Source organism: Microbacterium sp. ARD31 (assembly GCF_031844425.1).
Window position 1 is genome coordinate 18,144 of sequence record NZ_JAUZVE010000054.1, and the last position, 26,742, is coordinate 44,885.

A 26,742-nucleotide genomic window follows, 5' to 3' on the forward strand; every position below is an offset into this window, starting at 1 on the left:
TCGGGCCATGCCGCCGCCTCCCGACCCCGAGGACGGTGCCTCGCGCGCCGAGCGCAAGGAACGCACCCGCCGCGCGATCCTCGACGCCGCCCTCGCCCTGGCAGCGGACTCCAACCTCGCGGCCATCTCGCTGCGCCAGGTCGCCAAGCAGGTGGGTGTCGTGCCGACCGCGTTCTACCGGCACTTCGGCTCCCTGGAGCTCCTCGGCCTCGCCCTCGTCGACGAGAGCTTCAGGTCGCTGCGGCTGATGCTGCTCGACGTGTGGCGCCACGCGCCGGAGTACCGCGACTTCATCGACGGGTCCCTCCCGATCGTGGCGCAGCACGTGCGCGAGAACCGGTCCCACTACGCCTTCATCGCGCGTGAGCGGACCGCCGGTCCCCCGCGGGTCCGCGAGGCGATCCGGCACGAGATCGAGCTGATCACCCGCGAGCTGGCCACCGACATCGCCCGCAGCGGCGCCGCGCGGCAGTACTCCAGCGCCGACATCGCCCTGCTCGCGGACCTCATCGTGTCCTTCGTGGTGACGATGGCCGAGCGCCTGGTGGAGGACCCGGACTCCGAGGAGCGCACGCTCGCGCAGGCGCGTACGCAGCTGCGGATGCTGCTGGTGGGTGCGGTGAACTGGCGCTCGCGCGAGCCCGCCGAGGAGCGCTGACTTCGATGGGCCTCGCGGACGACCTCGGCTACTCGCACTCCTCGGCCAACCCGCTGCACCGGCTGGTCCGGTGGGGCGCCGGCACCCGACCCGGCGGCTGGGTGTTCTCCCGCGTGCTGCGCCACCTCGACGACGCCGTCGGCAGGCTCACGCGGGGCCGGCAGAGCGCGCCCGGCCTGCTCGCCGGGCTGGCGGTCATCGACGTCACGACGACCGGTCGCAGGTCCGGCCGGCAGCGCACGAGCCACCTCATCGCGACACCGTACGCCGGCACGCTCGCGCTGCTCGGCACCAACTTCGGCCAGCCCTCGACACCCGCGTGGGCGCTCAACCTGGAGGCCGACCCGCACGCCGTGGTGACCTACCGCGGCATCTCGCGCGCGGTGACCGCGCGGCCCGCGACGCCGGCCGAGGCGGAGGAGATCTTCGCCCTGGCCGGCGAGTTCTACCCGGGCTACCTGAGCTACCGCGAGCGGATCGGCGAGACCCGGCGGGTCCGGGCGTTCGTGCTCGAGGAGCGGTGACGCGGCACCGTCAGGTGCCCGGGCGCGGTACCACCGGCCGGACGGTGACGTCCGGGATCGTCGCGTCCGGCGGCAGGTCGACCACGTGCACGATCGTGTCGACGACCGTGTCGGCGCTGATCCAGCGCGAGGCGTCGTAGGTCCGCCCCTCCTGCTCGTGAACCTTCTCCTGCATCGGCGTGGCGGTGCGGCTGGGGTAGACCGTGCTGACGCGCACGCCGTGCTCGACCTCCTCGGCCCGCAGCGCGTCGGCGAAGGCACGCAGCCCGAACTTGGAGGCGGCGTACGCCGACCACTCGGCGCTGGCGGTCAGCCCCGCGGAGGAGTTCACGAACACGATCGTGCCGCGGCTGGTCCTCAGGTGCGGCAGGAGCTCGCGGCTCAGCACTGCGGGCGCCGTGAGGTTCACCGTGACCTGCTCCTCCCACGCAGCCAGTCGCAACCGCTCCACCCGGCCGAGGTCGACGACACCCGCGACGTGGAGCAGGGTGTCGACCCGCCCGTCGACCTGGCGGCCCAGCCCGTTGAGGGTGCCGGGCTCGGCGAGGTCCGCGACCATCACCTGGGCTCGCGGGAAGGTGTCGCGCAGCTCACCGGCACGCGCGTCGTTGCGGGCCAGCAGGACGAGGTCGTCGCCACGATCGGCGAGCCGGTGCGCGAGCGCGAGGCCGATCCCCGACCCGGCGCCCGTGAGGACGTGCCTCATCCGCTCGGTCACCGGGTGAACACGATCTTGCCGAAGACGTCGCCCCCGGCCATCGCCGCGAAGCCGTCACGCGCCTGGTCCATGGGGAGGGTGTGGTCGATCAGGGGCTTGGTGCCGGTGGCGTGGAGGAACTTCACGAGCTGGTCGAGCTCCTGCCGGGTGCCCATCGTCGAGCCGATGATCGAGAGCTGGAGGAAGAAGACCCGGGTGAGCCCGGCGTCGTCGACGTCGGGACCCGACGTGGTGCCGCTGATGACGATGCGGCCGCCCGGTCGCAGCGAGCGGATCGAGTGGCTCCAGGTGGCCTTGCCCACGGTCTCCATGACGGCATCGACCTTCACCGGCAATCGGGCACCGGACTCGAAGACCTCGTGGGCGCCGAGCTCCAGGGCGCGGGTGCGCTTCGCCTCGTCGCGGCTCGTCGCCAGCACGGTCAGGCCGGCCGCGCGGCCGAGGGTGATCAGCGCCGTGGCGACCCCGCCGCCGGCTCCCTGCACCAGCACGGTCTCGCCGGGCTGGCAGGCACCCTGGACGAACAGCATCCGGTAGGCGGTGAGCCAGGCCGTGGGCAGGCAGGCCGCCTCCTCGAACGACAACGACGCAGGCTTCGGCACGAGGTTGCGCCGCGGCACGACGACCTGGTCGGCGAAGGTGCCCTGGTGGCGCTCGGAGAGCAGCGACCGGCCGGGGTCGTCGGCCTCGTCTCCCGTCCACGCCGGGTCGCCGATCACGCCGTGCACGACGACCTCGTTGCCGTCCTCGTCCAGGCCAGCGGCGTCACATCCGAGGATCATCGGCAGCGCCTCCTCACGCAGGCCCACACCGCGCAGGGACCAGAGGTCGTGGTGGTTGAGGCTGGCTGCCTTCACGGTCACCGTGGCCCACCCGTCGGGCGCCTCCGGGGCGGGTCGCTCCCCCACCACCAGGCCGCTCAGCGGGTCGTCGGAGGAGAAGGACTCGGCGTAGACGGCGAACATCCTCCGACCCTAGCGAGTGCCGTGGTTATCGGGTTGCCCGTCCCCGACCGCGGACGATTGGCTTGCCGGGTGAGCATCGACGTACGCCCCTCGCAGGACGCGGCCAGGTTCCTCGCCACCGACCAGCTCGTGTGGTTCGGCGAGGTCACCGAGGGCGACGCCGAGCACCTGCGCCTCGGGCTCCCGGAGGACCAGCGGTTCGTGGTCGACCTCGCCGACAGCCCCGACGACCTCCACAGCGGCATCTACGGCGTACGCCCGATGGAGCTGGCGCTGCCGGGCGCCCGCCTCGTGCCGGTGGCCGGCCTGACGTGGGTCGGGGTGCACCCCGACGCGCGGCGCCGCGGCGTGCTGTCCGCGATGATGGCCGACCACCTCGCCCGCAGCCGGGACGCAGGCACCACGATCTCGGCGCTGCACGCCAGCGAGGCCTCGATCTACGGCCGCTTCGGCTACGGCCTTGCCGTCTGGACGCACCAGGTCGACCTCGGCCGGGGCACGACGTTCACCGCGCCGCACCTCGAGGAGGAGGTCGCCGGCCTCACCACGCAGCTCGTCACCATGACCGCTCCGGGCGTCGCCCAGCGGATGCGCGACTGCCAGCGCGCGCTGGCGGCCGGCTTCCCGGGCACGATCGTGGGGTCGGAGGACTTCTTCGCGCTGCTCTCGCGGGAGACCGCGGAGGAGCTGCGCGACAAGGAGCCGCGGCGCATCCTGTTCGCGCGCCGTGACGGCGAGGACATGGGCTTCGTCGGCCTGCGCCGCGCGCACAAGTGGGACAAGGCGCGACCGTCCGGCACCGTCACGGTCGGCACCTTCTGCGGCGGCCCGGCCGCACGCCTCGCGCTGGCCCGCCGCGTCGTCGACCTCGACCTGATGGGCACCACCAAGCTGGAGAACATCGGCGCCGACGACCCCCTGCTCGCCTGGGTGGGCGGCCCGCGCGGCACGAGCGACCTCAACACCTGGGACAGCACGTGGATCCGCCTCGTCGACCTCGAGGCGGCGTGGGCGCTGCGCGGCTACGAGGACGACTGCGACGTGGTCGTGGAGGTCGAGGACCGCCACGCGCCCTGGAACGCCGGACGCTGGCGGCTGAGGGCCTCGGCCGGTGCGGGCTCCGCGTCACGCACGGACGCCGCCGTCGAGGTCACGCTCGACATTGCCGTGCTCGGCGCGGGCTACCTCGGGCGCTCCGTCGCCGGCCTGCTGCGGGCCGGGGTCGTCGCCGAGCACCGCCCCGGGGCGTACGCCGAACTGGCGCGCGCGATGCGCACCCTCGTCGCCCCCGAGCCGTCGATCGGCTTCTAGCCGCCTCCGGGGCCCGCGCCGGCCGGACCTTCGCCCCTGGTGCCCGCTCAGAGGCGTACATGCAGGGTGGCGGCCCAGGACGCGGCGTCGGGATCATCGACGTCGGTGACGGCGAACAGCCTGGCCTGCGACGTGTCGGCGTCCAGCACCATGAGGCCCTCGACCTTGAGCACCCGGCCGTCGAGGCGCGGCAGCGGCACGACGTCGACGACCCGGTCCTCGCGGATGCGGGCCAGCGCCGTCGCCGTCACGGGTCCGTCGTCGCGCGGGTTGGGGCTGTCCTCGGCCGCGGCGCAGGCGAGCAGGTCACCGTCCGGGAGTGCGACCACGTCGGTGATCGCCAGGCCGACGCCGCCGGCGGACCCGAGGTCGTACTGGACCGGCCGCCCGACATCGAGGTCGGACGGAGCCGTCTCGCCCACCGCCGCAGCCAGGACCGCATCGAGGTCGAGGTCCACGCTCGCGGACGGCAGGCCGGCCGACGGCAGCCCGCGGTGGAACCACCGCAGGCTGCGCCCGACGACGCAGGCGCCCTCGAGGTTGAGCGTGTCGGGATCCAGGTCCAGCGCCGCGGCGACGCCGGCGTACACCGGCGCCATGTCGGCGACCACCACGTCAGGCGCGTCGCCTGCCGACCGGACGAGGCACCACCGCATCCGCCGCGGCGAGGAGCCGGAGCCCATCACCAGCGCGCCCGGCACGCCCTCGACGGTGACCCGGCACGCGGTCTCGAGGTCGGGCTTGAGGTGCTTGGTGCCGGACTCCTCGTCGAACACCTCGTGCCCCTCGACCGGCGGCAGCAGCCGTACGCGCGTCGCCTCCGCGCCCGGCCGGAACCAGGCCGCGTGCGTCCCGTCGTCGGACACCACCAGGCGTCCGTCGTGGAACGCCACGACCGCGGACGCGGCGCGCACCGGGGCGCCGTCCGCGAGCTGGAGACGCTCGGCTGCGGAGACTCGCACGTCCATGGCGTGATGGTCGCAGACGGGGTGGCTCGGGACCTACGGCGACAGCTCGAACAGGTGGGCGTTGTCGCGCACCCACCTGACCTCACCCGCTGCCCACTCCTGGCTGCCCTCGTCCACCCACGTGCGTTGGGGCTCGACGCCCTCGTTGGCGAGCGACAGCTCCAGAGCCATCGTCGCCTCCATCCTCAGGGCCACCGTCTCCGCGACGTCGAAGTCGGGCAGCCCGTCGCCGTAGGCATCGAGGAAGACGCGGATCCGGGCAGCACGGTCGGGCACCGCCGGGAAGTGGTGCCACGTCAGGGCCATGTCGTCGTCGCGAGTCGGCGCGAACCACTGCAACGCGTAGGCGACGTCGTCCAGCGGCGGGCCCTGGTGGAGGAAGTCCCAGTCGATCAGCCCGACGGCCTCGTGGTCGCGCCACACCACGTTCCACGGCCCGACGTCACCGTGGCACCAGACCGACGGCTCCGATCCCGCCACGACGTGCGGCGCGCGGAACGTCGCTCCGACCGGAGGCTGCCAGCCGGCCGAGGCGTCATGGATCGTCCGCAGCAGCCTTGCCGCCGACCGGAGGCCGTCGTACGAGTGCTGGTGCTGCCACCCTGCTCCGCCGGCATCGCCCTCGATCAGTGCCAACCGTTCCACGCCGCCCTCGATGCCCAGCGGCTCCGGCACGCAGGTCAGTCCCTGCGACCGGAGGTGCCGGAGGAAGGCGTGGACGGTGGGCGTCCACGTCGACGCCGGGCGCGTCACCACGCCGTCCTCGATCTCGATCGCGCGAAGAGCCTGGGACACGGAGTCGTCCGTCGGAGCCACTCACGGACCGTAGCCCGTCCAGGACGTCGCTCGCACTGGAGTTCGGACGCCCCGCCCGTGCTTCGATGAGCCGTGACCAACGAGCAGAGCGACCTGGAGGTCGCGATGGAGGCAGCCCGGGCGGGGGCCGGGGTGCTGCAGCGGATGTACGGCTCCGACCTGACCCGCGAGCCCAAGTCGGCCACCGACTTCGCGACCGAGGCGGATGGTGCGGCCGAGCGGGCGATCATGGAGGTGATCCGGGCGGCCCGGCCCGAGGACGGGTTCGTCGGGGAGGAGCTGGGCAGCGTCGGGGACATCTCCGGCTCCCGGGTGTGGCTCGTCGATCCCCTGTGCGGGACGCTGAACTTCGCGTCGGTGACTCCTCTGTACTGCGTCAACGTCGCGCTCGCCGTGGACGGCGTGAGCGTCACCGCGGCCGTCAGCCACCCGCCGACCGGCGAGCTCTACTGGGCGGACCACCGTGGGTTCGGGACGAGCCAGCCACGGTCCGCTCCCCCGACCACCCTGCTCGCCATCAACGCGGACGGGCCTCTGGACCGCCCGTTCGTGGGTGCGCGGCTCGCCGCTGATCCGGAGCTCCGCGCCCGGTTCAGCCCGAGGGTCGAGTCCACGACGCTGGCGCTGGCCTGGGTCGCCACCGGCCAGCGACTCGGCTACGTCACCGACGGCCTCCTGCGCGGCAGCGTGCACTTCGAGGCGGGCATCGCCCTGTGCCGCGCCGCCGGCCGCGTCGTCACCGACTTCGACGGGAACGACGTCCACACAGGGGCGGGCCTCATCGCCGCCGGCGACGCCGACGCCCACGCCGAGCTGCTGCGCCTGGTGTCCCGGCACCGCGCGGACCGGCACACGGCGTAGCGCGCTCGGTCGGCCGGGGACCTCACCCGCACGCCCTCCTAGACTGCGGGTCCGTGAGCCCCACGATCCGCCGCGTCGCCGTCTTCTGTGCCTCCAGCCCGGGCGTTGACCCGGGCCTGTCGCGGGCGACGTACGACGTCGGGCGGGGGCTGGCGGGCCGCGGCATCGGGCTGGTCTACGGAGGGGGCGGGCACGGCCTGATGCGCGAGGTGTCGCAGGGTGCCCTCGACGCAGGCGGCGAGGTGCTCGGTGTCATCCCGCGCTCGATGATCGAGCGTGAGTGGGGTCGTGACGACCTCACTGAGCTCCACGTCGTGGAGACGATGCACGAGCGCAAGGCGATGATGGCCGACCTCGCTGACGCCTTCCTGTGCCTGCCCGGCGGGCTCGGCACCCTGGAGGAGGTCATCGAGGTCTGGAGCTGGCGCTACATCGGCTTCAACGACGACCCGGTCGGCTTCCTCAACCTCGGCGGCACCTGGACGCCGCTCCTGGACGCGCTCGACGGACTGGCCGACGCCGGGTTCATCCGGCGCGAGGTGCTCGAGGACGTCGTCGTGGCCGAGGACCTCGACGCCGCGCTCGCCGGCCTGACCGCCCGCCTCGGCGTAACTCCCGGCGCGAAGCTGGGCTAGTCAGACCCGTCCGCCGCACGTGCGGCGGATCTGGCCCCCGGGCCCGCGGTGCAGGGGCCACAACCGCCGCACGTGCGGCGAGTCAGCGGCGCGGCCAGGGTGCACGTCAGCGGCGCGCGACCCCGTCGCGGCGAGCGGCGTCGGAGACCGCCGTACGCACGGCGCCGGGGACGCGTGGGTCGAACGGCGAGGGGATCACGAGGTCCTCGCGGAGGTCGTCGCCCACGAGCTCGGCGAGCGCGGTGGCGGCGGCGACCTTCATCCCCTCGGTGATCGCCGTGGCGTGCACGTCGAAGGCGCCGCGGAAGATGCCCGGGAAGGCCAGCACGTTGTTGATCTGGTTGGGGAAGTCGGAGCGACCGGTGGCCACGACGCGGGCGTACTTGTGCGCGAGGTCGGGGTGCACCTCCGGGGTCGGGTTGGCCAGGCCGAAGATGATCGCGTCGTCGGCCATCGAGGCCACGATCTCCTCGGGCACCTGGCCGCCCGAGACGCCGATGTAGACGTCGGCCCCGGCCATCACGTCAGCCAGCGTGCCGCGGCGGCCGAAGGTGTCGGCGGTGTCGCGGGCGAGCGCCGCCTTGACCGCGGTGAGGTCGGACCGCTCGGAGTTGAGCACGCCCTGCCGGTCGAGCACGGCGATGTCGCGCACGCCGGCCTCGAGCAGGATCCGGGCGACCGCCACGCCGGCCGCGCCGGCACCCTGCACCACCACGCGCACGGTCGCGGCGTCCCGTCCGGTGAGGCGGAGCGCGTTGGTCAGCGCGGCGAGGGCGACCACGGCGGTGCCGTGCTGGTCGTCGTGGAAGACGGGGATGTCGAGCCGCTCCTTGAGCCGGGCCTCGATCTCGAAGCAGCGGGGCGCGGAGATGTCCTCGAGGTTGATCCCGCCGAAGCTCGGCGCGAGCCGCACGACGGTCTCGATGATCTCCTCGACGTCGGTGGTGTCGAGGCAGATCGGCACGGCGTCGACGCCGCCGAACTGCTTGAACAGCACCGCCTTGCCCTCCATCACCGGCATCGCGGCGGCAGGACCGATGTCACCGAGACCGAGCACGGCGGTGCCGTCGGTGACAATGGCGACCGTGTTGGGCACCCACGTGTAGTGCTGGGTCATCGACGGGTCCGCCGCGATCGCCTCGCACACCCGCGCCACACCCGGGGTGTAGGCGAGGGACAGCTCCTCCGGCCCGGTCAGGGCGGCGGTGGAGAGGATCTCCATCTTGCCGCCGAGGTGCAGGTCGAACACCGGGTCGCCAGCGTGCGGGTGCGAAGCCATGCCGGCGATACTGGCACAGCTCAGGGGCTCCGCAGCCGCCGTCCCACGCGTGGTGAAGGCCACAGCCGCAGCCGTACGACGCCCAGCACCGCGTCGCCGCGGACCGGTCCCCGGTGCCGCGAGTCGACGCCCTCGTCGGGGTTGTCGCTGAGCAGCCACCAGCCCCGCTCCCCCGACGCCGTACGGCGCACCTCACGGGCCCGCTTGACCGTCAGCGTGCCGTCGGCGAACCGCGCGACGACGAGGTCGCCCGGCCGGGGCACGGCGCCGTACCTCACCAGCAGCAGGTCGCCCTCCTGCAGCGTCGGCAGCATCGAGCGACCCCGCACCACGGCGGTGCCGAACGGGGCTCCGGTGCGGCCACCCCTCGGGGCGAGACCCCTCTGCCGACGCCCTCGCACGCGGAGTAGTGTCCCATCCAGATGCCCATTCGCGACGGCACAGTCACGACGGCACGTCCCCGATCGAGAGGAACCTGATGCTTCGCCACCTGCTTGCCCCGACCGTCGAGGTCTCCGCCCACTGCGACCTGCCCTGCGGCGTCTACGACCCCGCCCAGGCACGCATCGAGGCCGAGTCGATCAAGGCGATCATCGCCAAGGTCGCCGACAACGACGACCCCGACTTCCGCACCCGCGCGATCCTCATCAAGGAGCAGCGCTCCGAGCTGGTCAAGCACCACCTGTGGGTGCTGTGGACCGACTACTTCAAGCCCCCGCACTTCGAGAAGTACCCCCAGCTCCACACGCTCGTGAACGAGGCCACCAAGCTGGCCGGCGCGAGCGGCACCAAGGGCGAGCTCGACGCCGGCAAGGCCGACGAGCTGCTCGCCAAGATCGACGAGATCGCCGAGATCTTCTGGGAGACGAAGAAGGCCTGATCAGGCGCGACGGAGTCGCGACTGCTCAGACCTTCTTCTGAGCAGCTTGCTGCTCCGGCTCGATCCTCGGCTCCATCGCCGAACCTCCGGACCCGGTCGCCACACCCGTGGCGGCCGGGTCCGCGGCATTTCCACGGCTCCCTCAGCGCCCGCCTGCTTGAATCGGGGCCGGGACCATCGGGAGGCGTGGATGATCGAGCAGGTCGAGCTGCCGGACGGCACGGCCGGCTTCGTGCTGCCGCTGCAGCGCACGGACCGGGCCGCACTGGTCGCCGAGTTCGAGACGCTGGCACCGGAGTCGCGGCGGCGCCGGTTCCTGGCTCCCGTGGTGCACCTGAGTGACGCGATGCTCCAGCACCTCGTCGACGACGTCGACGGCGTCGACCACGTCGCGCTGGTGCTGTGCGTGGAGACCTCCGACGACGTCTACGACCCCGTCGCGCTGGCCCGGATGGTCCGCTACGACGACGTCCCCGACGCCGCCGACCTCGCGGTCACCGTCAAGGACGAGTGGCAGGGTCGCGGCGTCGCCACCGTCCTGCTCGACGTGCTGATGCGGCACCGGCCGGCAGGGGTGGCGCGCATCGACACCGAGGTCCTCAAGGACAACCCCGCGTCGCTGCGGATGCTGCGCCGCCTCGGTCCGACCACCGTGGAGGACGAGGAGCACGGCGCCTACCGGGTCGTCGTCGAGCTGCCCACGACGGAGGTCGCGGCGCCTGCGCCGCCGAGCCGCGACGACGTACGACGTCCGGCCCCGCCGCTGCTGCTGCGCGACCCGGTGCACCGCCACACGCTGCGCACGCGGGACCAGGTCTGCCCATGGTTCCGATGAGCTGCCAGGTCCGCGCGCGACCCGCTTCGGGCGACGTCGGGCCCCGGAGGCGATGGCCTAGGGTGGGCGAGCACACACTCGGAGGACGGAGACGTTGACGCAGATGGCAGATCATCACGGGGGCCGCGCCGACGTCGAACTCCGACTTCCGGCCGAGGGTGCCTATGCCACGGTCCTGCGCACGACGGCTGCCGGCCTGGCAGCCCGCCTGGACTTCACCATCGACGACATCGAGGACCTCCGCATCGCCATCGGCGAGGCGTCGGCGCTCGCGATCCCGGAGGCCGACCCGGGCACGGACCTGGTGGCGTGCTTCTTCTTCGGGCCGGGGTCGCTGACCGTGACCCTGGAGACCGAGGCGATGGACGACCCACCGCTCGACACCGAGAGCTTCGCCTGGCAGGTGCTGGACACGATGGCGCAGGACGCTGCGGCAGGATCGGAGGGCGGCCGGTTCCGGGTCCGGTTCACGGTCACGTCGCAGGTCGCTGCGGGACGGACAGGTGCCGAGCGCTGACATGAGCGCACACACGGGGGACGAGGCGGCGGGGGCCGCCGTTGACCGCGGGTACGACGAGGTCGGACCCAGCGGCATGGAGCACGTGCGCGCCCGCAGCGCCGAGCTGTTCACGGTGCTGCGCGACGTCGAGGCGAGCGACGCCCAGCGGGCCGTCGCGCGCGACGACCTCGTCCACCTGCACCTCTCGCTGGTGGAGCACTGCGCCCGCCGGTTCCGCAACCGTGGGGAGCCGTTCGAGGACCTGGTCCAGGTCGGCACGATCGGCCTGATCAAGGCCGTGGACCGCTTCGAGACCGACCGTGGGGTCGAGTTCTCCACCTACGCCACGCCGACGGTCATCGGCGAGATCAAGCGCCACTTCCGGGACAAGGGCTGGGCGATCCGCGTGCCGCGGCGCCTGCAGGAGCTGCGGATGCAGATCGGTGGCGCCACCGGCGAGCTGACCCAGAAGCTGGGACGCTCCCCCACGCCGCGCGAACTGGCCGAGGTCATCGGTTGCACCGTGGAGGAGATCATGGAGGGCATCGAGTCCAGCCATGCCTACGCCACGTTGTCGCTCGACGCCTCGGACGACTCCGAGGACGGGCCGCCCGCGATGCTCGCGACGCTCGGCGTCGAGGACAGCAACATCGAGCACGTGGAGATCCGGGAGTCGATCAAGCCGCTGCTGGAGGGCCTCGGCGAGCGGGAGAAGCGGATCCTGCTGCTGCGCTTCTTCAAGAACATGACCCAGTCGCAGATCGCCGAGGAGATCGGCGTCTCGCAGATGCACGTCTCCCGGCTGCTGACCCGCACGCTCGCGCAGCTGCGGACCTCGCTCGAGCAGGACTGAGCAGGCCTCCCGGCCGGTCAGACCCGCGCGTCGCGCTCGAGCACCTGCGTGGTGGCGGGGTGCAGGAGCCCGGCGACCACGACCAGCGCGACGACGGCGAGGCCGGCGGAGAGCGGCTTGGTGGAGCCCGCCCAGAGGTTCCACGCGAGGCCGAGCTGGATGAGCTGGGCCATCACGACGGGCCCCCTCGCCCAGCGTCGTACGCGCCACAGGGACCACGCGCACCACGCCAGCCCGGCCGCTGCAGCGAGGAAGAACGCGGTGGTGGTGAGCCCCATGGTGAGCCTGAGCGAGCTCAGGTTGGCGAGCTCCAGCGCGCCGAGCCCGGCGAGCACGAACGCTTCCACCCCGGCCAGCGACGCGGCCACCACGAGCGGCGGCGGCGCGGCAGGGTCCGCGGGGGCTCGACCGGGGGGAACGTCGCTGGGCGTAACAGGCACTGGACAACAGTAGTTGTGACGGACACGACCAGTGTGGGGGGTTGTGTGAACGTTCAAGTCTTGCCAGTCTGGTCGCTGCGCTGTGTGGCGCCCGGGCCAGCTGAATGTCCGACAACAGCCATCGCCTGTGAATGAGAAAGAGGGATCCCCCACCCCATGGATTGGCGCAGTCGCTCTGCATGCCTCGACGAGGACCCCGAGCTGTTCTTCCCAATCGGCAACACCGGACCCGCGATCCTCCAGATCGAGGAGGCCAAGCAGGTGTGCCGACGCTGCGAGGTGCGTGAGCAGTGCCTCGCCTGGGCCCTCGAGGCCGGGCAGGACCACGGAGTCTGGGGAGGCCTCAGCGAGGACGAGCGCCGCGCGCTGAAGCGTCGCAACGCCCGCGCCCGGATCCGTACGGCCTGACCTCAGCCGGGCTCGGTCGACTCAGTCGACAGGCAGGTCGGCCTGGACGCGGGTGCCCCGCGAGCCCGGCCCGATCTCGAGCACCCCGCCGAGCTCGGACTCGACCAGCGTGCGCACGATCGAGAGGCCGAGCTGCGTCGAGGCGTCGACGTCGAAGTCGTCGGGCAGGCCGCGGCCGTCGTCCTCGACGACCACGTGAAGCCGGCCGACGATGCGGCGGGCGGTGACCACGACGCGTCCGACGCTCGGCGCCACGGCGTCCGGCAGGTCGGCGTACCCGTGCTCGACGGCGTTCTGCAGGACCTCGGTCAGCACCATCGCCAGCGGCGTCGCGGCCTCGGAGGGCAGCTTGCCGAAGGAGCCCTCGCGCACCACCCGCACGGGGACCTCCACGCCGCTGACGTCGACGACCATCGAGCCCAGCCGGTCGGCGATCTCGTCGAAGTCGACAGTCTCCTCGACGGCGTGGCTGAGCGTCTCGTGGACGATCGCGATCGAGCCGACGCGACGCACGGCCTCCTCGAGGGCGGCCTTGGCGTCCTCGGCCTGCGTACGACGTGCCTGCAGGCGCAGCAGCGCCGCCACGGTCTGGAGGTTGTTCTTCACCCGGTGGTGGATCTCGCGGATGGTGACGTCCTTGGTGACCAGCTCGCGGTCGCGCCGGCGCAGCTCGCTGACGTCGCGGACCAGCAGCAGCGCGCCGCTGCGGTCGCCCTGGGGTCGCAGCGGGATGCTGCGCACGATGAGGGTCACGTCGTCGGTCCCGACCTCCGTGGCGCGGCCGTCGCGACCGCCGAGGACGGCGCTGAGGGTCTCCTCGTCGGGACGCTTGCGGACCGGGACCAGGTCGCGCGTCAGGTCGGTGAGCACCAGCCCGGCGAGGTCGCCCTGGAGCCCGAGGCGGCGGTAGGCGGAGAGGCCGTTGGGGCTGGCGTAGACGACCCGGCCCGCGGGGTCGAGGCGCACGAAGCCGTCGCCGACGCGGGGCGAGTCGGCGTGGTCGCTGCGCTGGCCGGGGAGCGGGAAGTGGCCGTTGGCGATCATCTGGGTGAGCTCGGCCGCGGTCTGGAGGTAGCTGAGCTCGAGCCGGCTGGGCGTGCGGATGCCGAGGAGGTTGGTGTTGCGGGCGATGGTGGCGATCACCCGGCCGGCGCGGCGGACGGGGATGACCTCCACCCGCACGGGGACGGCGTCGCGCCACTCCGGATCGCCCTCGCGCACCAGGCGGCCGGAGCCGAACGCCTCGTCCAGCATGCGGCGCCGGCCGGTGGGGATGAAGGTGCCCAGGACGTCGTCCACCAGGGCCGTGGGACCGGTCGTGGGCCGCATCTGGCCACCGGCCCAGTAGCCGCGGCCCTCCCGGTCGGGCAGCCACAGCACGAGGTCGGCGAAGGAGAGGTCGGCCAGGATCTGCCAGTCCGCCATGAGCCGCTGGAGCCACGCGACGTCGTCGTCGACGAGGTCGGTGTGGGCTCGCACGAGCTCGTGGAGGGACGGCACCCGGCCAGCCTAGGGGCTGCCGTGGACCGGACTAGGGGTGTGTCGGGGATGGCTGGCAGGATGGGGATCATGTCGCTCGGGTACTGGAACCAGGTGCAAGCAGCCGGGTTCGAGGTCCCCTCGGACCGTCCGCTCGACGACCTGACCGCCGAGCTCACGACGATGCTGGGCTCGACCCGGCCCGAGGTGCGCGACGGCACCGCCTACCCCGCGCTGGTGACCTGGATCGACCGCGGGGTCTACGACGACCTGCTGGCCGGCCTCGGCGACGGCATGGTCGCCGGGCTGTCCGTCGGGCTGGGCGAGCACGGCACCGACACGGTGTTCCGCCGCAGCTTCAGCGCACTGATCCTGGGCGCGTGCCTCGAGCGCGACAACGAGCAGCACCTCCTGCCGGGCGGCAAGATCCTCGAGTGGGGCGACTGCCTGGCCACCTGGTTCCTCCGCGAGCGCGACACCCGCGGCTACGTCCTCGACAAGGGCTGGGCGCACGCGATCGCACACGGCGCCGACGCGCTCGGGGCGCTCGGGGAGTCACCGCACATCGCCGGCTCCGAGCACGCCGTGCTGCTCGACGTCGTCGCCGAGCGGCTCCTGGAGCAGCCCGCGGACGCCCCGCTCGCGGCCGGCGAGCCCGACCGGATCGCCGCCGCGGTGATGCAGATCCTGCGCCGCAACACCCTGGGCGTCGAGGCGCTCGAGCCGTGGGTCCACCGGATCGCCGCGGCCGGCAACCCCTTCCGCGGGCCCGTCGACTACGACCCCTTCGCCGTGACCTCCGCACCGCAGGCGTTCCTGCGCGCGCTGTTCCTGCACCTGTCCCTCGGGCCCGAGCCGCCCCCGGTGCGCCCCGACCTGCTGCTCGTGGTCATCGAGGCGCTCCGCCTGTCGAACGCCCCCTACCTGTCAGTAGGAACCCGCTAACCTGCGGGCATGAGCGAGATCTCCGGCCACAGCGGCGAGCTGGCCGTCCACGTCGCCCGCGCCCACGGCGTCGAGACCATGTTCACCCTCTCGGGTGCGCACGTCTTCCCGATGTACGACGGGGCGGTGCGGATCAACCAGGACGGCCAGGACCCGCAGATGCGCCTGCTCGACGTGCGCCACGAGCAGACGGCTGCCTTCGCCGCCGAGGCGACGGGCAAGCTGACGCGCGTGCCGGGCCTGGCCGTGCTCACCGCCGGCCCCGGCGTCACCAACGGCATCAGCGCGATCGCGCAGGCCCAGTTCGCCGGCTCGCCCATGGTCGTGGTCGGCGGCCGCGCCCCGCAGAACCGCTGGGGCAGCGGCTCGCTCCAGGAGCTCGACCAGCCGCCGATCATCGCGCCGGTCGCGAAGTCGGCGAAGACCCTCATGACGGCCGCCGAGGTGGCTCCCGGCATGGACGAGGCGTTCACGCTCGCCCGGTCCAGCCACCGCGGGCCGGTGTTCGTCGACGTACCCATGGACGAGTTCTTCAACTCCTCGACCGGTTCCGCGGGGTCCGGGGAGGGCGTGCGCATCGAGCCCGACGCCGACGCGATCGCCGCCGTGGCCCGACTGCTGGCCGAGGCGAGCCGTCCCGTGCTGATCCTCGGCACCGACGTCTGGGCCGACCACGCCGAGGCCGCGGCACTACGCCTCGTCGAGGACCTCGGCATCCCCACCCTGACCAACGGCATGGGCCGCGGGATCATCCCAGGCGGGCACCGCTCGCTGGTCACCAAGGCACGCGGAGCCGCGCTCGCCGGCGCGGACCTGGTGGTCGTCGTCGGCACCCCGCTGGACTTCCGCCTCGGCTACGGCGTCTTCGGCGGTCCGGACAAGAACCCCGACGGCGCCTTCGCGCGGGTGGTCCACATCGCCGACTCCCCCGGCCAGGTCTCCGGCCACGCCGAGCTCGCCGGATCGGTCTCCGGTGACCTCACCACCGTGCTCGACGGCCTGCAGGCGGCGATCGAGCGCGGCAGCAAGCCGGACTGGACGGCGTGGGCCGACCAGCTCGCCGACCAGGTGCGTGCGGCGGCCGAGCGCGACGCGCAGCTGCTCACCGCGGAGGCCGACCCCATCCACCCCGCCCGGATCTACGGCGAGCTGGTCCCGCGACTGGCCGACGACTCGGTCGTCATCGGCGACGGCGGCGACTTCGTGTCGTTCGCCGGCAAGTACGTCGAGCCGCAGCGACCGGGCGGCTGGCTCGACCCGGGCCCCTACGGCTGCCTCGGCGCAGGTCTCGGCGCGGCCATCGCTGCGCGCATCGCACGTCCCAGCGCCCAGGTGACGCTCCTGCTCGGCGACGGCGCGGCGGGCTTCTCGTTGATGGACGTCGACACCCTCGTGCGCCACGACCTGCCCGTCGTCATGGTGATGGGCAACAACTCCGCCTGGGGCCTGGAGAAGGGCCCGATGCAGATGATCTACGGCTACGACGTGGCCGCCGACCTCGCCCAGCGCACGCCGTACGACGAGGTGGTGCGGGCGCTCGGCGGCGCCGGCGAGACGGTCACCGACCCGAAGCAGATCGGGCCGGCACTCGACCGCGCCTACGCCGCAGGCGTCCCCTACCTCGTCAACGTCATCACCGACGTGGAGGCGGCCTACCCGCGCACCACCTTCGGCATCTGAGCGGGACCGCGTGGAGCTGCGCCGGATCCGACCCGACGAGCACGCCGCCGCGGGCGACGTCTGCGTCGCGGCGTACGAGCCGTTCCTGACCGGCGCCGAGGACGACTACCGCGACCGGCTCCGTGACGTGGCGCGCCGCGACGCCGAGGCCGAGGTGTGGGTCGCGGTCGAGGGCGAGCGCCTGCTCGGCAACGTCACCTTCTGCCGCCCGGGCACGCCGTGGCGCGAGATCGCCCGCGACGACGAGGGTGAGTTCCGGATGCTGGCCGTGGACCCCGCCGGGCAGGGCCTCGGGGCGGGCACCGCGCTCGCCACGCTGTGCGAGGAGCGGGCCCGTGCCGAGGGCGCGACCGGGATGGCGCTGTCGTCGCTGGCGACCATGGCGGCGGCCCACCGGGTCTACGCGCGGCTGGGCTACACCCGCGACCCGTCCCGCGACTGGTCTCCCCTGCCGGGCGTCGACCTCATCGCGTTCCACAAGGTCTTCTGAGCCGGAGGTCAGCAGCGGCGCACGGTCGACGGGTCGTCGACGTCGTCGAAGCAGACCTCGGCACCGGGGAGTGCGGCCGTCTCCGAGGGAGACACCATCTGCCAGAACCAGAGCCGCCAGGCACCGTCCTCACCGGCCACCGCGGTCACGAGCGTGCCGTCGGAGGTGAGCCAGGTGCGGTGCGTGGCGTCGTCGGTCAGCTCGACCTCGCCCACCGGTGCCAGCTCGACCAGCCGCTCACCCTCCTGCCGCAGCACGCGGACGTACGCCGGATCCCTGCCGGAGGTGACCAGCACCGAGGCGCCGTCGGAGAAGACGCGGACGGGCTGCACCGTGGCGACGCGCGGATCGCCCACCTCGAGTCCGTGGCTGATCGTCCGGCCGTCGCTGCCCTCGACCACCAGGGAGGGGTCGGCAGCGGCCTCGAGTCGTACGTCGAACGGGAATCCGTCGTCGAGCACGGCGGACTCCCCCATCCCGATCGTCGCGGTGGCCACGTCGGCGACGTCGGGCAGGTCGTCGACCGCGCCGTCCTCGCAGGGCGTGCGCGAGTCGTCCATGACGTCGTGCCGGAGGCATCCGGCGTCCACGGGCTCCAGCAGCCCCTCCTCGGACAGACGCCAGGTCCAGGCGTCCCGCACGGTGACGAGCGGCTTGACGATCGTCATGTTGGCGGAGGCGTAGGAGTTGACCGATCGGCTGGACCAGAGCGTGCCGTCCTCGATCCAGTACTCGTGCTGCCGGACCATCTCGTAGTGCTCGGTCCTCGTGCCCAGCACCGGGATGTCGCCGCGCACGAGGAGCTCGGGCTGGTCGACGACGGCCCGCAGCAGGAGACCCTCGCGCAGGTCGTAGACGAGCGGATGACCGCCACCCACGGGGTCGTCCCGGTAGAGCACGAGCTCCTGGTCGCCGTCCCGGTCGGCGTCGATGGGGGGCAGGGCGCTGACGGTCGTGGTGCCCACGTCGGCGATGCCCCACGCCTCCTCACCGGTGCTGCTGAGGGTCGCCTGCATCCGGACCCGGCCGTCGCCCCGCCTGCCGGGCTCGCCGAGGAAGTCGACCGTCTCCTTCCGACCGTCGCCGTCGAGGTCGAGACGGGCCGGCGTCGAGTAGGGCTGGGCCTGCCAGTCGCGGCCGATGTCGGCCGGCACGTCGAGCTCCACCCGCTCGTCGGGCCGTGGCGCGACGTCGTCGGACCGCTGACGCCCACCGACACCCTGGAGGACGACGCCCAGGACGAGCAGCACCACCGCGGCGGCGGCGAGCAGCACCCACGGCGACTGCCAGCGCGGACGCACCTGCACCACCGGCGCGAGCGGAGCGAGGTCCTCCGGCTGCACCAGCTCGGCGCGGGCCACCAGGGCGGCGCGCAGCCGCTCCTCGATGTCGAGCGTGTCGTGCGTGCTCATCGCTCCTCCTCCCCTGGGCTCGTGGCCAGGCTGTCCTGCAGGGCGGCCAGCGCGCGGCTGGCGGTCGACTTCACGGTCCCGGGACTGATGCCGAGGGTCCGGGCGATCTCGGCCTCGGACAGGTGGGACCAGTAGCGCAGCACCAGAACCTCCCGCTGTCGCGGGGCCAGCCGCTGCAGGGCCGCGATGACCTCGCGGTGCTCCTCCGCCAGCACCGCGGCGTCCTCGGGCGAGGGTGGGGACAGGTCGTGGGGTGGCGAGTACGCCCGCGCCGTACGTCGTCGGCGCAGCGCCGAGCGCGCGGTGTTGACCACCGCGACGCGCAGGTAGGCGAGCGCCTTCGACGGGTCCTCCAGCGCCCCTGGCCGCCGGGCCAGGGCGGCGAACGCGTCCTGCACGACGTCCTCCGCCGACGCGAAGTCGTCCACCAGCAGCACGGCCAGCCTCACGAGCGACAGCCGATGGGCAGCGTAGAGCTCGGTGATGTCCACTGACGGCTCCATCCCGAGGGTCCTCGCGCTCATGTCTGGTAGACGTGTCGGGGGCACTCAGGTTGCCTCACCGCGCCGACGAATCCCGGAAGGACCGCCATGTCGCAGCCAGAGCCCGCCACCTTGACGTTCACGGTGACCGACGACGACACGGCAGCGGCCGTCGGCAGCGGGTCACTGCCCGTGCTCGGTACGCCGCGGCTGCTGGCCTGGCTGGAGGCGGCCACCTGCGCGTGCCTGGCGCCCGTGCTCCCCCCGGGCTCGACCAGCGTCGGCACCCGGGTGCAGGTCGAGCACCTCGCCGCCAGCCCCGTGGGCGCATCGGTGGAGGTCAGCGCGTCCAGTGCGTACGTCGACGGGCGCCTGCACCGGTTCACCGTCAGCGCGCGGGACGTCGCGTCCGGCAAGGTGCTCGGCGCCGGCGAGATCACCCGCGTCGTCGTCGACGCCGAGCGCTTCCTGTCCCGGCTCTGACCCACCCCTCCCCGACCGCGACGCCGGCGGGCTAGACCGCACGCCCCACCGGGGTCGCGACTGCAGACGCCGTCGTCCGGCGCGACTAGCGTGGAGTGCTTCACCGCGCCGTCGCGCCAATCGCCCGCTCCTCGTCGAGCGAACCCGGGGGGACCGATGCCAGGGACACTGCCGATCATCTACGTGCGCGGCTTCGCCGGGGACACCAAGGGCATCAACGAGGCGGTCATCGACCCGCTCTACGGGTTCAACGCCGGGTCGACGCACGTGCGGGTCAACGGCCGGGGCGACGCGGTGTTCTACCAGTTCGAGAGCCCCGTGCTGCGCCTCATCGCCGACCACGACTACCAGCTCATCGTCCGGGGCGACCAGGAGGGCTACCTCGACTCGAGGGCGGACGGCGACGTGGAGCCCGCGACCATCTGGATCCACCGGTTCTACGACCGCTCGTCGTCGCGCTGGGGCAACACGCCCCAGGAGTTCTCGCTCGAGGGCGCCGCGCGCGACCTGCTGCGCCTGACGGAGAAGGTCCTGGCCCGGACCGGGGCGCCCCGCGTGCACCTGGTGGCGCACTCGATGGGCGGGCTCGTCGCCCGGTCCATGGTGCAGAAGATCATCCCCGAGGCCTACGGCGAGCACGGCGACGGCAGCCCGGGGCCGGGGGGTCGGCGCCTGGCCGCCGAGTTCGTGGACCGGCTCTTCACCTACGGCACCCCGCACGGCGGCATCGAGTTCGACATCGGCGGCGGCCTCCTCGAGCGGCTGCGCGACACCTTCGGCATCCACGGCGCCGACATCTTCGGGCCGCGGCGGATGCACCAGTACCTGACGCCCGGCGCCGGGCTTGACGCCGAGCCCCCGGACGACTGGGACGCCCGCGTGCTGCCGGACGACGAGAACTTCCCGCTGTCGCGCGTCTTCTGCCTGATCGGCACGAACGCGGGCGACTACACCGTGGCGGCCGGCTGGTCGGCGCGCAGCGTCGGCCCCCGCAGCGACGGCCTCGTCCAGATCGAGAACGCGCTGGTCTCCGGGCCGCGCGACGGTGCAGGCCCCCAGCGCACTGCCGACCACGCCTTCGTGCACCGCAGCCACAGCGGCATGCTGGGCATGGTGAACTCCGAGGAGGGCTACCACAACCTGTCCCGGTTCCTCTTCGGCGACGTCCGCGTCACGGGCGAGGTGGTGGGGCTGGAGCTGCCCGACGAGGAGGACCTCACGTGGCAGGCCGAGGCGCGGGTGTCGATCCGCGGCCTGCCGACCCTCATGCACGAGCGCACGGCGGCGACGTGCTCGCCGATCCTGCTGGAGCACCGGCGCCCCGAGGACCCCGCGGACCGCCCGGTGCCGGTGGTGACGACGTACCTGTCCACGCGCGAGCCGAGGCCGGCCGAGTCGCCGTACATGAGGTTCGCGCTGACGGTCCGGGTGCTGTCGCTGCGCGAGGAGGGCGGGATGTTCCGGTTCGGCGACCACATCGAGGCCACGACCGACTTCGACGACACCCTCGTGGTCGACGTCGGCGTGCAGGGCACCTCGCTCGTGGCCTGGGCCAGCTGGGCCTCCGAGATCACCGTGCCGCTGCGCGACCACCAGCCGGAGGGCGACCCGCTGCGCGACCAGGAACCCACGCCGGGCGTCTGGGTGCGCGAGGTCCCCTTCCCCCCGTCCGCCGCGTTCCTGGGGAATCGGGCCGCGCTGCGCCTCACGTGCACGTCGCACACCTGACGCGGACGGGCCCGCGTCACCCGACGCCTCCGACGATGGAGCGGCGGGCCGCTAGGTCGGGCCGACGGCTCCACCGTCGCCGCGCGGCGACGGACCGGTCCGCTCGGCGGAGTGCACGAGGAGCGCGGCCGTGCGCCACCCGTCGGGCTGTCGCACCACCAGGTAGGTGATCGTCATCCGGGCGATCTCGGCGTCGTCGGCTCCCCGTCGGGACAGCTCGGCACGATGCACGGCGGTCGTGCTGCCCCGGACGTGCAAAAGTCCCCGCCGTGGCGGGGACTTCCACGAATGACGTCGCTGGTGCGCGTCAGGCGTTGGGGCGCTTGCCGTGGTTCGCGCCCTTCTTCTTGCGAGCGCGGCGCTTGCGTCCGGTCTTGCCCATGTGGTCCTCCTGGAATCGGTGCTCGGAGCAGTCTCTCAAATCCACCGGGTCGCGGCGAATCGGCCCGCCCGGAGGGTCAGCTGCCGCCCTCGCTGATCTGGATCCTCACCTCGCGCAGCTGCAGGCGCACCCGGTCGCGCAGCGACTCGGGGGCCGACTCGGCACAGGACCGGGCGACGAGCTGCTTGACCGCCTTCTGGAGGTCGTACTTCTCCAGGCAGGGACCGCACTCGCGCAGGTGCATCTCGACGACGGCGCAGTCGGCCTGGTCGAGCTCGTTGTCGATGAGGTAGACGATGCGCTCGATGTAGTCGACGCAGTCCTCGCGTCCGTGCTCGTGGCTGTCGTGGTCGTGCGTGGTCACGATCCGCTCCCCTCGGTGGACCCCGGCAGCGAGCTGGCCGGGAGGAGGTCGTTGGCCCGGACGTAGTCAGCGAGCATGTCGCGCAGCTGGCGCCGGCCGCGGTGGAGTCGCGACATCACGGTGCCGATCGGCGTGTCCATGATCTCGGCGATCTCCTTGTAGGGGAATCCCTCCACGTCGGCGAGGTAGACCGCGAGGCGGAACTCCTCGGGCAGGCGCTGCAGCGCCTCCTTCACCTCGGAGTCGGGCAGGTGCTCCAGCGCCTCCATCTCCGCCGACCGCAGGCCCGTCGAGGAGTGCGACTCCGCGCGGGCGAGCTGCCAGTCCTCGACGTCCTCGGACATCGACTGCTGCGGCTGCCGCTGCTTCTTGCGGTAGGAGTTGATGTAGGTGTTGGTGAGGATCCGGTAGAGCCAGGCCTTGAGGTTGGTGCCGGGCTTGAACTGGTGGAAGGCGCTGTAGGCCTTCGCGAAGGTCTCCTGCACCAGGTCCTCGGCGTCGGCCGGGTTGCGGGTCATCCGCATCGCGGCGCCGTAGAGCTGGTCGAGGAACGGCAGGGCGTCGCGCTCGAAGCGCGCCGAGCGTTCGTCGTCGGACTCCGTGGCGGGGTCCACCGCGGGGGTCTCGGGGGAGGACAGCTGGTCCTCGAGCGATTCAGTCATCGCCTCCCACAGTACCGCCGTGGAAGCAGGGTCAGTACCGCGCTCTCGGGGTCGCGGTCGATCGAGGGTCAGTGACTGCACACTGGCCCAACAGCCGGCTACGCCGAGGGATTCCCGACGACCTCGCGGACCAGCCACTCGAGCGTGGACTCGACCACGATGCCCATCGCCTCCTCCTGGCTCACCTCGCCGCGCGCGGGCACCTTCAGGCCGTGGTCGCCGCCGGGTATGACCACCATGTCGAGGTCGGGCAGGTCGCCGGGGAACTCCTCGGGGCGCCCCATCGGGTCGCGCTCCCCCTGCACGACGAGGGTCGGCAGGCCCACGCCCGCCAGCTCGGGCAAACGGGTGGGCTCGGTCCGGCCCGGCTGGTGCAGCGGGAACGACAACGCCAGGCACCCCGTGGCGCCCAGGGAGCGCGCCGTACGGGCGGCGGAGCGGGCCCCGGCCGAGCGGCCGCCGACCACGAGCGGGGTGCGCACGCGCATCACGTCGGCCGCACACCGCAGCGCGGCGTCCAGGGTGGGCGGAGCGGTGGCCACCTTGCGGCCGGCGACCCGCCAGGGCTGCTCGAAGAGCACCACTGTGAAGCCCTGCGCGGGCAGGGCGTCGGCCAGCGCCCAGAGGTCGCGCGCCTCCACCCCGCCGCCGGCGCCATGGCTCAGCAGGAGGGTGGCCATCGGGCTGGTGGCCCGGCGGGTGTGCAGCCGCCCCTCGCCGTGGGGCGTGTCGACGCTGCGGACGGTCGCCTTCTTCACGAGGTCGTCTCCTCCACGGGCAGCGGCTCGACCAGCTCGGGGCCGTTGTTGCGCACGTTGCTGACCAACGGCGGCACGGCGTACGCCTCGAGCCGGCCCGGCGCGGCCGGGACGAGCAGCGAGGTGTCGCCGCCCGTGCGCGGGTCGAGCCACTCGTGCCAGCGGTCGCGCTCGACCATCAGCGGCATCCGGTCGTGGATGTGGCCGAGGGAGTCCTCGGCCTGCGTCGTGATCACCGTGCAGGTCCACCGGAACCGGTCCGGGTCGTCGTCGGCCTTGCCGGGGTCGCGCCAGATCTCGTAGAGACCTGCCATCGCCAGCACCCCGCCGTCCTTGGGACGGATGAAGAACGGCTGCTTGACCGGCTTGCCCTTGGCGTTGGTCCGGGACGTGGGGTACCACTCGAAGTACCCGTCGGCCGGCAGCAGCGCGCGGCGGGAGGCGAACGCCTTGCGGTAGGCCGGCTTCTCCGCGACGGTCTCCATCCGGGCGTTGATCATCCGGTTGCCGATCGAGGGGTCCTTCGCCCACGACGGCACCAGTCCCCAGGTCAGCACCCGGAGCTGGCGCTGGGGCGGCTCCTCGGACTCACGCGAGGGCGGCCGCTCCACCACGGCGTAGACCTCCTTGGTGGGGGCCACGTTGTAGTCGGCGGCGAGCGGACCCGCGACGCGGCTCTCCACGACCTCGAACTCCTCGACCAGGTCGTCGGGGGTCCGGGAGGAGGCGTAGCGACCACACATACGACCACCCTAGGGGGCGGCACGGACAGGGCGGGGGGGTCAGCCGCGCGCCAGCTCGTCGAGCAGCATCCCGGTGGACGGGTCCGAGTCGGGCAGGCCCTCGATCCACACCCGGACCAGCGGACCGCCCACCCGGCCCTCGACCCCCTCGAGCAACGCCCGCAGCACCCGGACGCGGCGACCCAGCCGGTCGTCGCGCCGGGCCAGGACCGCCACCCGGCGCATGCCGACCCGCGCGACGGTCTCGTCGCGCGGGAAGACGGTGCGCGCCATCTCCCCCGCCCGCGCCAGGCGCATGGCCCGGGTGAAGTGGTCGACGGGCTCCTCCGACGGGTCGTCCCCGAACGGCAGCGCGCACACGACCAGCGCGTGCCTCGCGACCGCCTCCTCGGTGGGCGGCAGGCGGTGCAGCTCGGAGAGCCGGCTGCGCAGGTGCGCCTGGCTGGCCAGGCCGGTGAGCGGGTCGTCGCAGGAGAGCTGGTGCAGGTAGCCCAGCGTCGTCTCCCCCCACGCCGTGAGCAGGGCCGACACCGCGTCGAATGGCGGATCCCCACCCGCCACCCGGTGCGCGGTGTCGCGCAGGCTGTCCAGGGCCTCCTGCATGGACGCGCCGTCGCGCGCGAGGTCCTGCCCCGCGACCGCGCACACGTCCAGGAGACCCGACCCTGAGGCGAGCGCCTCCCCCACGGCCTCGAACCGGTGCGGCAACCCCGACCGCGTCTCGGCAGACCCTGACGTGCTCACCCCAGGACCGGTCGCCGAGATCCGTCGCACGCGTGCGGCGAAGTTCTTCACGGCATACCCCTCACTGGTCGTCCTGCTACCGGTGTGACGCCGCTCATGGCACTCCATGACGCGGACCAGACCACTCTTTCCGGATTCTTTGCCTTCGCGGTGCCGGCCCGACTGCGAGGTCTAGAGTCTCCTCAGCCTGGCACCCGGTCAGGCGCGCGTCCGGAGCGTCCACATGAGCATTGCCCCCAGCGTCGAGTCACCGGGGGACGCCGAGCTGATCTCGGCGGTCCGCGGCGGGGACGTCGACGCCTACGGCACGCTCTTCGAGCGGCACGTCGAGGCGGCCCGCCGCCTGGCCCGCCAGCTGGTGCCCGCGGGTGACGTCGAGGACCTGGTCTCCGACGCCTTCATCAAGGTCCTGGGCGTCCTGCAGCGCGGGGGCGGCCCGGACATGGCGTTCCGCGCCTACCTGCTCACCGCCGTACGCCGCCTCCAGGTCGACCGCTTCCGCGCCAACGCCCGGCTGCACACCACCGACGACATGGAGGCCTTCGACCCGGGCGTGCCGTTCCGCGACACGGCCATCGAGGGCTTCGAGAACGCCGCCGCGGCGCGTGCGTTCGCCTCGCTCCCCGAGCGCTGGCAGCTGGTGCTCTGGCACACCGAGGTCGAGGGCGACAAGCCCGCCGACATCGCGCCCCTGCTCGGGATGAGCCCCAACTCGGTCTCGGCACTCGCCTACCGCGCCCGCGAGGGGTTGCGCCAGGCCTTCCTCACCCAGCACGTCACCGACCTCGAGGACGACACCTGCCGCTGGACGCACGGCCAGCTCGGCGCCTACGTCCGCAACGCCATCTCGCGCCGTGACGCCGCGAAGGTGGAGGACCACCTCGGCGGCTGCCGCTCGTGCATGGCCATCTACCTCGAGCTCACCGAGGTCAACTCCAACCTCGGCGCGATCCTCGCCCCGCTGCTCCTCGGCGGGGTCGGGGCGACGTACGTCGGTGCGGCAGCCGTGGGCGGCGCCTCGATGCCGCTCGGGATCGGCACCGTGGTCGGCCGGGTCCGCGACCTGGTCGTGGGCAACAGCGGTGCCGTCGCCGTCGCGGGCGTCGCCGCGAGCGTGACCGTGGTGGGTGGTGCCATCGCCGTCGGCCTCAACAACGCGGACCGCACCACCGCCGAGCCCCCGGCCCGCAACCCGGCCATCAGCGCTCCCGTCCAGCCCGGCGACACCGTCCTGCGCTCGGGCTCCGGTGACGGGGCCGGCTCGTCGGCCGACCGGTCGTCGGTCGACGCCGAGGGCCCTGAGGACCTCGAGGTCCCCGACGACGTGGTGGCCGACGTCCCGGCGGACGACCTGGTCGCCCCCACCACGGTGCCCACCGACGACCCGACCGAGGACCCGACCGAGGACCCGACCGACGACCCGACCGACGAGCCGACCGACGAGCCGACGGACGAGCCGACCGAGGACCCCACCTCGGACCCGACGCCCACCTCGGACCCGACGCCGACCTCCAGCGCGACACCCACGCCGACGTCGGACCCGACTGCCACGCCATCGCCTGACCCGACCCCCACCCCGGATCCCACGCCGACGCCGACGCCGGATCCCACCCCAGATCCCACCCCGACGCCGGACCCGACGCCCGACCCCACTCCAGATCCGACGCCCACCCCGGACCCGACACCGGACCCGACACCGGACCCGACACCGGACCCGACACCGGATCCCACCCCGGATCC

Annotated in this window: 33 protein-coding genes; 16 read left to right on the forward strand and 17 right to left on the reverse strand. The window is 73.0% G+C overall.

Translation table 11 applies throughout. The features are described 5' to 3' along the window. Nucleotides 1-7: 7 nt before the first annotated feature. Entirely contained in the window at nt 8-658 is a 651-nt protein-coding gene (locus tag Q9S36_RS44550; RefSeq protein WP_311291179.1) for a TetR family transcriptional regulator, read from the forward strand. 5 nt (nt 659-663) lie between these two features. Beyond that, complete coding sequence (locus Q9S36_RS44555; RefSeq protein ID WP_311291180.1) at nt 664-1,182, forward strand: nitroreductase family deazaflavin-dependent oxidoreductase; 519 nt, start codon at nt 664-666, stop codon at nt 1,180-1,182. A gap of 10 nt (nt 1,183-1,192) precedes the next feature. Here the strand turns inward: Q9S36_RS44555 and Q9S36_RS44560 are convergent, their stop codons facing one another. Together Q9S36_RS44560 and Q9S36_RS44565 are read right to left on the reverse strand one after the other, a co-directional pair. Continuing rightward, nucleotides 1,193-1,900 (reverse strand): SDR family oxidoreductase, encoded by a 708-nt coding sequence (locus Q9S36_RS44560; RefSeq protein ID WP_311291181.1) that lies wholly within the window; start codon nt 1,898-1,900, stop codon nt 1,193-1,195. Beyond that, entirely contained in the window at nt 1,897-2,865 is a 969-nt protein-coding gene (locus tag Q9S36_RS44565; protein WP_311291182.1) for a zinc-binding dehydrogenase, read from the reverse strand. The genes Q9S36_RS44560 and Q9S36_RS44565 overlap by 4 nt, the downstream gene beginning before the upstream one ends. A gap of 69 nt (nt 2,866-2,934) precedes the next feature. Here Q9S36_RS44565 and eis point away from each other — a divergent pair, with 69 nt between their 5' ends. Beyond that, nucleotides 2,935-4,176: a GNAT family N-acetyltransferase gene (eis, locus tag Q9S36_RS44570; RefSeq protein WP_311291183.1), complete on the forward strand. Its 1,242-nt coding sequence runs from the start codon at nt 2,935-2,937 to the stop codon at nt 4,174-4,176. Between the two features lie 47 nt (nt 4,177-4,223). On the opposite strand, the gene Q9S36_RS44575 is transcribed toward eis, so the two are convergent. Beyond that, nucleotides 4,224-5,144, reverse strand: a complete 921-nt coding sequence (locus Q9S36_RS44575) for a DUF6910 family protein (RefSeq protein ID WP_311291184.1) — start codon at nt 5,142-5,144, stop codon at nt 4,224-4,226. Between the two features lie 33 nt (nt 5,145-5,177). Further along, nucleotides 5,178-5,960, reverse strand: coding sequence for an aminoglycoside phosphotransferase family protein (locus Q9S36_RS44580; protein WP_311291185.1), 783 nt, complete (start codon nt 5,958-5,960; stop codon nt 5,178-5,180). 72 nt (nt 5,961-6,032) lie between these two features. On the opposite strand from Q9S36_RS44580, the gene Q9S36_RS44585 reads away from it, so the two are divergent. Both Q9S36_RS44585 and Q9S36_RS44590 read left to right on the forward strand, forming a co-directional pair. Next, nucleotides 6,033-6,821 carry an inositol monophosphatase family protein gene (locus tag Q9S36_RS44585; protein WP_311291186.1) on the forward strand — a complete coding sequence of 263 codons (789 nt, stop codon included), beginning with the start codon at nt 6,033-6,035 and terminating at the stop codon, nt 6,819-6,821. A 53-nt stretch (nt 6,822-6,874) separates the two neighbouring features. Continuing rightward, entirely contained in the window at nt 6,875-7,456 is a 582-nt protein-coding gene (locus tag Q9S36_RS44590; RefSeq protein WP_311291187.1) for a TIGR00730 family Rossman fold protein, read from the forward strand. Between the two features lie 106 nt (nt 7,457-7,562). Here the strand turns inward: Q9S36_RS44590 and Q9S36_RS44595 are convergent, their stop codons facing one another. Beyond that, nucleotides 7,563-8,735 (reverse strand): NADP-dependent malic enzyme, encoded by a 1,173-nt coding sequence (locus Q9S36_RS44595; RefSeq protein ID WP_311291188.1) that lies wholly within the window; start codon nt 8,733-8,735, stop codon nt 7,563-7,565. 20 nt (nt 8,736-8,755) lie between these two features. Then, nucleotides 8,756-9,298, reverse strand: a complete 543-nt coding sequence (locus Q9S36_RS44600; RefSeq protein WP_311291189.1) for a S24/S26 family peptidase — start codon at nt 9,296-9,298, stop codon at nt 8,756-8,758. On the opposite strand from Q9S36_RS44600, the gene sodN reads away from it, so the two are divergent. The 4 genes from sodN to Q9S36_RS44620 all read left to right on the forward strand — a co-directional run bounded on the left by sodN (nt 9,214) and on the right by Q9S36_RS44620 (nt 11,802). Next, nucleotides 9,214-9,615 (forward strand): superoxide dismutase, Ni, encoded by a 402-nt coding sequence (gene sodN, locus Q9S36_RS44605; RefSeq protein ID WP_179620218.1) that lies wholly within the window; start codon nt 9,214-9,216, stop codon nt 9,613-9,615. The two genes, Q9S36_RS44600 and sodN, sit on opposite strands and share 85 nt — an antisense overlap. Before the next feature lie 190 nt (nt 9,616-9,805). Continuing rightward, nucleotides 9,806-10,450 carry a GNAT family N-acetyltransferase gene (locus Q9S36_RS44610; protein ID WP_311291190.1) on the forward strand — a complete coding sequence of 215 codons (645 nt, stop codon included), beginning with the start codon at nt 9,806-9,808 and terminating at the stop codon, nt 10,448-10,450. Between the two features lie 103 nt (nt 10,451-10,553). Next, nucleotides 10,554-10,967 (forward strand): anti-sigma regulatory factor, encoded by a 414-nt coding sequence (locus Q9S36_RS44615; protein ID WP_311291191.1) that lies wholly within the window; start codon nt 10,554-10,556, stop codon nt 10,965-10,967. 1 nt (nt 10,968) lies between these two features. Continuing rightward, the gene (locus Q9S36_RS44620; RefSeq protein ID WP_311291192.1) at nt 10,969-11,802 is read left to right on the forward strand and encodes an RNA polymerase sigma factor SigF; all 834 of its coding nucleotides are present in this window, start codon (nt 10,969-10,971) and stop codon (nt 11,800-11,802) included. Nucleotides 11,803-11,819: 17 nt separating this feature from the next. Here the strand turns inward: Q9S36_RS44620 and Q9S36_RS44625 are convergent, their stop codons facing one another. Next, entirely contained in the window at nt 11,820-12,242 is a 423-nt protein-coding gene (locus Q9S36_RS44625; protein WP_311291193.1) for a hypothetical protein, read from the reverse strand. A 156-nt stretch (nt 12,243-12,398) separates the two neighbouring features. Between Q9S36_RS44625 and Q9S36_RS44630 the strand changes: the two genes are divergently transcribed. Further along, nucleotides 12,399-12,650, forward strand: a complete 252-nt coding sequence (locus Q9S36_RS44630) for a WhiB family transcriptional regulator (protein ID WP_056601527.1) — start codon at nt 12,399-12,401, stop codon at nt 12,648-12,650. A gap of 21 nt (nt 12,651-12,671) precedes the next feature. Here the strand turns inward: Q9S36_RS44630 and Q9S36_RS44635 are convergent, their stop codons facing one another. Next, on the reverse strand, nt 12,672-14,150 hold the full coding sequence (locus tag Q9S36_RS44635) for a histidine kinase N-terminal domain-containing protein (RefSeq protein WP_311291194.1): 1,479 nt from the start codon (nt 14,148-14,150) through the stop codon (nt 12,672-12,674). A 69-nt stretch (nt 14,151-14,219) separates the two neighbouring features. Between Q9S36_RS44635 and Q9S36_RS44640 the strand changes: the two genes are divergently transcribed. The 3 genes from Q9S36_RS44640 to Q9S36_RS44650 are packed head-to-tail and all read left to right on the forward strand — an operon-like array spanning nt 14,220 to nt 17,244. Then, nucleotides 14,220-15,074 (forward strand): DUF2785 domain-containing protein, encoded by an 855-nt coding sequence (locus tag Q9S36_RS44640; protein WP_311291195.1) that lies wholly within the window; start codon nt 14,220-14,222, stop codon nt 15,072-15,074. Nucleotides 15,075-15,083: 9 nt separating this feature from the next. Then, nucleotides 15,084-16,754, forward strand: coding sequence for an acetolactate synthase (locus Q9S36_RS44645; protein WP_311291196.1), 1,671 nt, complete (start codon nt 15,084-15,086; stop codon nt 16,752-16,754). A 10-nt stretch (nt 16,755-16,764) separates the two neighbouring features. Next, entirely contained in the window at nt 16,765-17,244 is a 480-nt protein-coding gene (locus Q9S36_RS44650; RefSeq protein WP_311291197.1) for a GNAT family N-acetyltransferase, read from the forward strand. An 8-nt stretch (nt 17,245-17,252) separates the two neighbouring features. On the opposite strand, the gene Q9S36_RS44655 is transcribed toward Q9S36_RS44650, so the two are convergent. After that, on the reverse strand, nt 17,253-18,656 hold the full coding sequence (locus Q9S36_RS44655) for a hypothetical protein (RefSeq protein WP_311291198.1): 1,404 nt from the start codon (nt 18,654-18,656) through the stop codon (nt 17,253-17,255). Further along, nucleotides 18,653-19,159: a SigE family RNA polymerase sigma factor gene (locus Q9S36_RS44660; protein ID WP_311291199.1), complete on the reverse strand. Its 507-nt coding sequence runs from the start codon at nt 19,157-19,159 to the stop codon at nt 18,653-18,655. Before Q9S36_RS44660 ends, Q9S36_RS44655 begins: the two co-directional genes overlap by 4 nt. An 87-nt stretch (nt 19,160-19,246) precedes the next feature. Here Q9S36_RS44660 and Q9S36_RS44665 point away from each other — a divergent pair, with 87 nt between their 5' ends. Together Q9S36_RS44665 and Q9S36_RS44670 are read left to right on the forward strand one after the other, a co-directional pair. Next, nucleotides 19,247-19,621 carry a thioesterase, FlK family gene (locus tag Q9S36_RS44665; RefSeq protein ID WP_311291200.1) on the forward strand — a complete coding sequence of 125 codons (375 nt, stop codon included), beginning with the start codon at nt 19,247-19,249 and terminating at the stop codon, nt 19,619-19,621. Nucleotides 19,622-19,777: 156 nt separating this feature from the next. Then, on the forward strand, nt 19,778-21,349 hold the full coding sequence (locus tag Q9S36_RS44670) for an alpha/beta fold hydrolase (RefSeq protein ID WP_311291201.1): 1,572 nt from the start codon (nt 19,778-19,780) through the stop codon (nt 21,347-21,349). Nucleotides 21,350-21,400: 51 nt separating this feature from the next. Here Q9S36_RS44670 and Q9S36_RS44675 read toward each other — a convergent pair whose 3' ends face one another. The 7 genes from Q9S36_RS44675 to Q9S36_RS44700 all read right to left on the reverse strand — a co-directional run bounded on the left by Q9S36_RS44675 (nt 21,401) and on the right by Q9S36_RS44700 (nt 25,053). Then, complete coding sequence (locus Q9S36_RS44675) at nt 21,401-21,580, reverse strand: hypothetical protein (protein ID WP_311291202.1); 180 nt, start codon at nt 21,578-21,580, stop codon at nt 21,401-21,403. 76 nt (nt 21,581-21,656) lie between these two features. After that, the gene (locus Q9S36_RS51730) at nt 21,657-21,731 is read right to left on the reverse strand and encodes a 50S ribosomal protein bL37 (RefSeq protein ID WP_369759046.1); all 75 of its coding nucleotides are present in this window, start codon (nt 21,729-21,731) and stop codon (nt 21,657-21,659) included. A 76-nt stretch (nt 21,732-21,807) separates the two neighbouring features. Then, nucleotides 21,808-22,095 carry a mycothiol system anti-sigma-R factor gene (gene rsrA / locus Q9S36_RS44680; RefSeq protein ID WP_311291204.1) on the reverse strand — a complete coding sequence of 96 codons (288 nt, stop codon included), beginning with the start codon at nt 22,093-22,095 and terminating at the stop codon, nt 21,808-21,810. Further along, entirely contained in the window at nt 22,092-22,838 is a 747-nt protein-coding gene (locus Q9S36_RS44685) for a sigma-70 family RNA polymerase sigma factor (protein ID WP_396653968.1), read from the reverse strand. The genes rsrA and Q9S36_RS44685 overlap by 4 nt, the downstream gene beginning before the upstream one ends. 17 nt (nt 22,839-22,855) lie before the next feature. Further along, nucleotides 22,856-23,515, reverse strand: a complete 660-nt coding sequence (locus tag Q9S36_RS44690; RefSeq protein WP_311291206.1) for an alpha/beta family hydrolase — start codon at nt 23,513-23,515, stop codon at nt 22,856-22,858. Continuing rightward, nucleotides 23,512-24,258, reverse strand: a complete 747-nt coding sequence (locus Q9S36_RS44695; RefSeq protein WP_311291207.1) for an SOS response-associated peptidase — start codon at nt 24,256-24,258, stop codon at nt 23,512-23,514. The genes Q9S36_RS44690 and Q9S36_RS44695 overlap by 4 nt, the downstream gene beginning before the upstream one ends. A gap of 39 nt (nt 24,259-24,297) precedes the next feature. Next, the gene (locus Q9S36_RS44700; protein WP_311291208.1) at nt 24,298-25,053 is read right to left on the reverse strand and encodes a hypothetical protein; all 756 of its coding nucleotides are present in this window, start codon (nt 25,051-25,053) and stop codon (nt 24,298-24,300) included. Between the two features lie 172 nt (nt 25,054-25,225). Between Q9S36_RS44700 and Q9S36_RS44705 the strand changes: the two genes are divergently transcribed. Next, the coding region (locus Q9S36_RS44705) for a sigma-70 family RNA polymerase sigma factor (protein WP_311291209.1) at nt 25,226-26,742 on the forward strand (1,517 nt) is incomplete at its 3' end.